Origin of the sequence: Achromobacter sp. UBA5777 (assembly GCF_002418565.1) — a bacterium.
GTDB lineage: Bacteria > Pseudomonadota > Gammaproteobacteria > Burkholderiales > Burkholderiaceae_B > Achromobacter > Achromobacter animicus.
In genome coordinates, this window is the sequence record NZ_DIEJ01000107.1 from 1 (window position 1) to 5,303 (window position 5,303).

General features: G+C 66.8%; 4 protein-coding genes and 1 pseudogene. All 5 read left to right on the forward strand.

The features are described 5' to 3' along the window. The first annotated feature begins 453 nt into the window (after positions 1-453). On the forward strand, positions 454-1,674 hold the full coding sequence (locus B3446_RS07970) for a CmpA/NrtA family ABC transporter substrate-binding protein (RefSeq protein ID WP_291379544.1): 1,221 nt from the start codon (positions 454-456) through the stop codon (positions 1,672-1,674). Between the two features lie 25 nt (positions 1,675-1,699). Continuing rightward, positions 1,700-2,530, forward strand: coding sequence for a nitrate ABC transporter permease (gene ntrB / locus B3446_RS07975; RefSeq protein WP_291379535.1), 831 nt, complete (start codon positions 1,700-1,702; stop codon positions 2,528-2,530). Between the two features lie 4 nt (positions 2,531-2,534). Continuing rightward, complete coding sequence (locus tag B3446_RS07980) at positions 2,535-3,407, forward strand: ABC transporter ATP-binding protein (protein WP_291379537.1); 873 nt, start codon at positions 2,535-2,537, stop codon at positions 3,405-3,407. A 10-nt stretch (positions 3,408-3,417) separates the two neighbouring features. Next, positions 3,418-4,620: pseudogene (locus B3446_RS07985) on the forward strand (NAD(P)/FAD-dependent oxidoreductase); the annotation flags it as partial. Positions 4,621-4,638: 18 nt separating this feature from the next. Further along, on the forward strand, positions 4,639-5,303 hold a 665-nt coding region (locus tag B3446_RS07990), incomplete at its 3' end, for a molybdopterin-dependent oxidoreductase (RefSeq protein WP_291379542.1).

Consider the following 5,303-nt stretch of genomic DNA (forward strand, 5'->3'; position numbering starts at 1 on the left):
GGCCATCGTTGAGCAGCATGACCTTCAGCATGAAACACCCCCTGTCTGCTTGCTGATGCAAGTTCCATGCCATGGTTGCCGCACGCGGCGGCGGGTGCCTGAGCACGGTGGCGGGGCGCGCGCCGCACAGCGATGGTGCGCTGCGGCATCGCTCTGCGCACCAATATGGCTCCGCCCCTGATTCACGGCAGCACGGCGCTGACGCCGCGAAATCGCCGCAGCGCCAGCGCCCGCGCGGCCCGCAGGGCGGTTGGCATCTTTCCGGGAAAAACTGGCACAGCGATTGCTTAAGTGAAAACGGGGCGGCCAACGGCGGTCGCCCAACGCAACGCGCCGCGACACGCGGCCAGGGACAACGACGTTCCGCTGCGCCATCGGATCCAGATCCGTGGCGCGCGGGACGTTTTTTTTTGCCGCCATTTTTCCNNCGCCAACGCCAGCCGCCGCAGATGGCTGGGCGGAACGGCGCGCGCAGTGGCTGGCGCCGGCCTGCTTTCGCTGGTCGATCCGCTGGTGCGCGCCGGCGCATGGGCCGCCGGGACGGACGCGCCGGAAAAGACCGAGGTCAAGATCGGCTTCATTCCGCTGACCGACTGCGCGTCCGTGGTGATGGCGTCGGTGCTGGGCATCGACAAGAAGTACGGGGTCAAAATCACGCCGTCAAAGGAAGCCTCTTGGGCCGCCGTGCGCGACAAGCTCATGAACGGCGAACTGGACATGGCGCACGTGCTGTACGGCCTGGTCTACGGCGTGCACATGGGCATCGGCGGTCCGAAGAAGGACATGGCCGTGCTGATGAGCCTGAACCAGAACGGTCAGGCGATCACGCTTTCGAACAAGCTGCTGGAAGCGGGCGCGCGCGATGGCGAATCGCTGGCCAAGCTGATGGCGGCCGACAAGCGTGAATACACCTTCGCGCAGACCTTTCCGACCGGCACGCACGCGATGTGGCTGTATTACTGGCTGGCCGCGCATGGCATCAACCCCATGAAGGACGCCAAGGTGATCACCGTGCCGCCGCCGCAGATGGTGGCGAACATGCGCGTGGGCAACATGGACGGCTACTGCGTGGGCGAGCCCTGGGGGGCGCGCGCCATCATGGACAAGATCGGATTCACCACGGTGACGTCGCAGGGCATCTGGACCGACCACCCCGAGAAGGTCCTGGGCGCCAGCGCCGACTTCGTGAACCGCAATCCCAATACCGCGCGCGCGGTCACCGCCGCGATCCTGGAAGCGGGGAAGTGGATCGACGCGTCGCCCGAGAACCGCCGCAAGACGGCCGAGACCATCGCCGCCAAGTCCTACGTCAATACGGACGCGAGCGTCATCGTGGACCGCATGTTGGGGCAGTACGACGATGGCTTGGGCAAGAAGTGGTCGGACGCGCACGCCATGCGCTTCTATGCGGACGGCGCCGCCAATTTTCCGTACTTGAGCGACGGTATGTGGTTCCTGACGCAGCACAAGCGCTGGGGCCTGCTGAAAGAGCATCCGGACTACCAGGCGATCGCCACCCAGATCAATCGCGTCGACGTCTACAAGCAGGCCGCACAGGCTGCGGGCGTGGCACTGCCCGCCAGCGAAACGCGTACGTCCAAGCTGATCGACGGTGTGGTCTGGGACGGCAGCAATCCGGCGGCGTATGCCGACGGTTTCAAGGTCAAGGTCTGATGGCCGCCACCAAAGGGGACTCGCAATGTCTACCGTAACGATTACAACCCGCGGCGACGCATTCGCCGCGTTGTGGCGGGAACGCCTGGAATCCGCGCTGAAGGCGGTCGTGGGGCCGGTCGCCGGCTTTGCGCTCTTCGTGCTGGTCTGGCAGGTGGTGGCGATGCGCATACCGGAGATCCCGACGCCGGGCGCCACCTGGCATGCGGCCGTCGAGCTTTTCTCGGACCCGTTCTACGACAACGGCCCCAACGACAAGGGCATCGGCTGGAACCTGCTGGCTTCGCTGGAACGCGTGGCGATCGGCTTTGGCCTGGCCGCGCTGGTCGGCATCCCCGTAGGTTTTGCGATCGGCCGCTACGCCGCCGTGCGCGCCATGTTCTCGCCCATCGTCAGCCTCTTGCGGCCGGTGTCGCCGCTGGCGTGGCTGCCGCTGGGGCTGCTGCTGTTCAAGGCGGCCAATCCGGCCGCGATCTGGGCCATCTTCATCTGTTCGATCTGGCCGATGATCATCAACACCGCGGTGGGCGTCTCGCGGGTGCCGCAGGACTACCTGAACGTGGCGCGCGTGTTGAACCTGTCCGAATGGAAGGTGACGACCAAGGTGCTGCTGCCTGCGGTGCTGCCCTACATGCTGACCGGCGTGCGGTTGTCGATCGGCACTGCCTGGCTGGTGATCGTGGCCGCCGAGATGCTGACGGGCGGCACGGGCATCGGGTTCTGGCTGTGGGACGAATGGAACAATCTGAAGGTCGAGCACATCGTCATCGCCATTTTCGTGATCGGCATCGTGGGGCTGCTGCTGGAAACCCTGCTGGTCGCGCTGGCCCGCCGTTTCACCTATACCGAGGAATAGCGCCATGAAGAAATTCGTACGCATCGAACGCGTGGGTCAGACCTTCGACACCCGCAAGGGCGCCTTCGTGGCGCTGCGCGATATCGACCTGACGGTCGAGCAGGGCGAGTTCATCACGCTGATCGGCCACTCTGGCTGCGGCAAGTCCACCTTGCTCAACCTGATCGCCGGGCTGACCCGGCCGACGAGCGGCGTGCTGCTGTGCGCCGAACGCGAGATCACCGGCCCGGGTCCCGACCGCGCGGTGGTGTTCCAGAACCATTCTTTGCTGCCGTGGTTGACGTGTTTCCAGAACGTGCACCTGGCGGTCGAGCGGGTATTCGGCGCCACGGAAAAACGCGCCCAGCTGGCCGAGCGCACGCGCGCCGCGCTGGATCTCGTGGGCCTGCTGCCGGCGCAGAACAAGCTGCCGCGCGAGATCTCCGGCGGCATGAAACAGCGTGTGGGCATCGCGCGCGCGCTGGCGATCGAGCCGGGCGTGCTGCTGATGGACGAACCGTTTGGCGCGTTGGACGCGCTGACCCGCGCGCATCTGCAGGACGAGTTGCTCAAGATCGTGGCCAAGACGCGCACGACCACCATCATGGTCACCCACGACGTGGACGAAGCCGTGCTGCTGTCGGACCGCATCGTGATGCTGACCAACGGTCCGGCCGCGACCATCGGGGAGATCCTGCCGGTGCCGCTGTCCCGCCCGCGCGACCGCGTGCGGCTGGCCAACGATCCGACGTATCTCGCGTGCCGCGCGGGGGTGGTGGACTTTCTGCATCGCCGGCACGGTAATCCCGAACGTTCGCAGGCTGCGGCGCAGGCCAATGCGGCGCTGTCGGTTGTGCCCGCGCCGTTGGAAGAGGCTGCGGCACGCGCCGCCGCGTAGGAGGTCCGTCATGCAAGCCAGGCAGAAGCTGGTCGTGGTCGGCAACGGGATGGCCGGCATTCGCACCGTGGAGGAGCTGCTCAAGCTCGCGCCGGATCTCTACGACATCACGGTGTTCGGCGCCGAGCCTCACACCAACTACAACCGCATCCTGCTGTCGCCCGTGCTGACCGGCGAGCGCACGCTGCAGGACATCGTGCTGAACGACGAGGATTGGTATGCGCGCCACGGCATCCGGCTGCTGCGGGGCCGCACGGTGACGGATATCGATCGCGCGCGGCGCACGGTGCAGGCCGACGACGGTTCTCGTACGCCTTACGACAGGCTGCTGTTGGCAACCGGGTCTACGCCTTTCATCCTGCCGGTGCCGGGTCATGACCTGGACGGCGTGGTGGCGTTTCGCGACATCGGCGACGTCAATCACATGATCGACGCCGCCACGCGCTACCGGCACGCGGTGGTGATTGGCGGCGGACTGCTGGGCCTGGAAGCCGCCAACGGCTTGGCGGCGCGCGGCATGACCGTGTCGGTGGTGCACCTGGGCGCGGTGCTGCTGGACCGCCAACTGGATGGCGAGGCTGCCGCGCTGCTGCGCGAAAGCCTGGAAGCGCGGGGGCTGACGTTTTTGCTCCAGCACCAGACGGCGTCGATCCTGGGCGGCACGGACGGGCGCGTGCGCGCGGTGCGCTTTGCGGACGGCGCGGAAGTTCCCGCCGACCTGGTCGTGATGGCTGCCGGTGTGCGGCCGAACACCGAACTGGCCCAACGCTGCGGACTGCATGTGGATCGGGGTGTGGTGGTGAGCGACACCTTGCAGACGTTCGATCCGCGCATCTATGCGGTGGGGGAATGCGTCAGCCACCGCGGCACGGCCTACGGGCTGGTCGCGCCGCTGTTCGAGCAGGCCAAGGTTGCGGCCAATCATCTTGCGCTGCTCGGCATCGGCCGCTACGAGGGCAGCGTCACGTCGACGAAACTCAAGGTGACCGGCATCGACCTTTTCTCCGCAGGCAACTTCGCGGGCGGCGCGCAGACCGAGACGATCACGCTGGCCGATATGCCGGGCGGCGTCTACAAGAAACTGGTTATTCGCGACGACCGCCTGGTCGGCGCCTGCCTGTACGGCGACACGGCGGACAGCGCCTGGTACATGCGGCTGATCCGCGAAGGTGTCGGCATCGGCGCGCTGCGCGACCGGCTCATGCTGGGCGAAGCGGGGGCGGAGTAGGACATGGACATGCCGATGGCGCGACGGATTGAAATCGTTAACGAAGCGGCGCGCGACGTCGCGTCGGTCTGCTGTTACTGCGGCACCGGCTGCGGGGTGCGCGTGCAGGTGCGCGATGATGCGGTCGTTGGGGTGCGCGGCGACGAGTCGCATCCGGCCAATCGCGGCCGCTTGTGCAGCAAAGGTCTGGCGCTGGCCGACACCGTGCGGCGCGATAACGCGCGCGTGTTGTCGGCGCAATGGCGTTCGGCGCGCGATCAGCCCCTTGAGGATGTCGCGCTGGCGCAGGCGCTGGACATCGCCGCGGACCGGCTGGCCGACGCGATTACCCGGCACGGCCCGGATGCTGTGGGCTTTTATCTGTCGGGCCAGTTGCTGACCGAAGACTATGCCGTCTTCAACAAGCTGGCGCGCGCGCTGGCGGGCACGAACAACATCGACACCAATTCGCGCCTGTGCATGTCGAGCGCGGTGTCGGGCTACAAGCGCACGCTGGGCGCGGACGCGCCGCCCGCCTGCTACGAAGACCTGGAGCTGGCCAATACTGTGCTGATCGCCGGTTCCAACATGGCCTACGCGCATCCCGTGCTATTTCGCCGGCTGGAAGCCGCGCGGGCCAGCCGGCCGCACATGAAGGTGATCGTGGTCGACCCGCGGCGCACCGACAC

What these genes read in the sequence shown, in the direction of transcription:
- B3446_RS07980 (WP_291379537.1), top strand. Translation starts at nt 2,535, where the DNA reads ATGAAGAAATTCGTACGCATCGAACGCGTGGGTCAGACCTTCGACACC.
- ntrB (WP_291379535.1), top strand. Translation starts at nt 1,700, where the DNA reads ATGTCTACCGTAACGATTACAACCCGCGGCGACGCATTCGCCGCGTTG.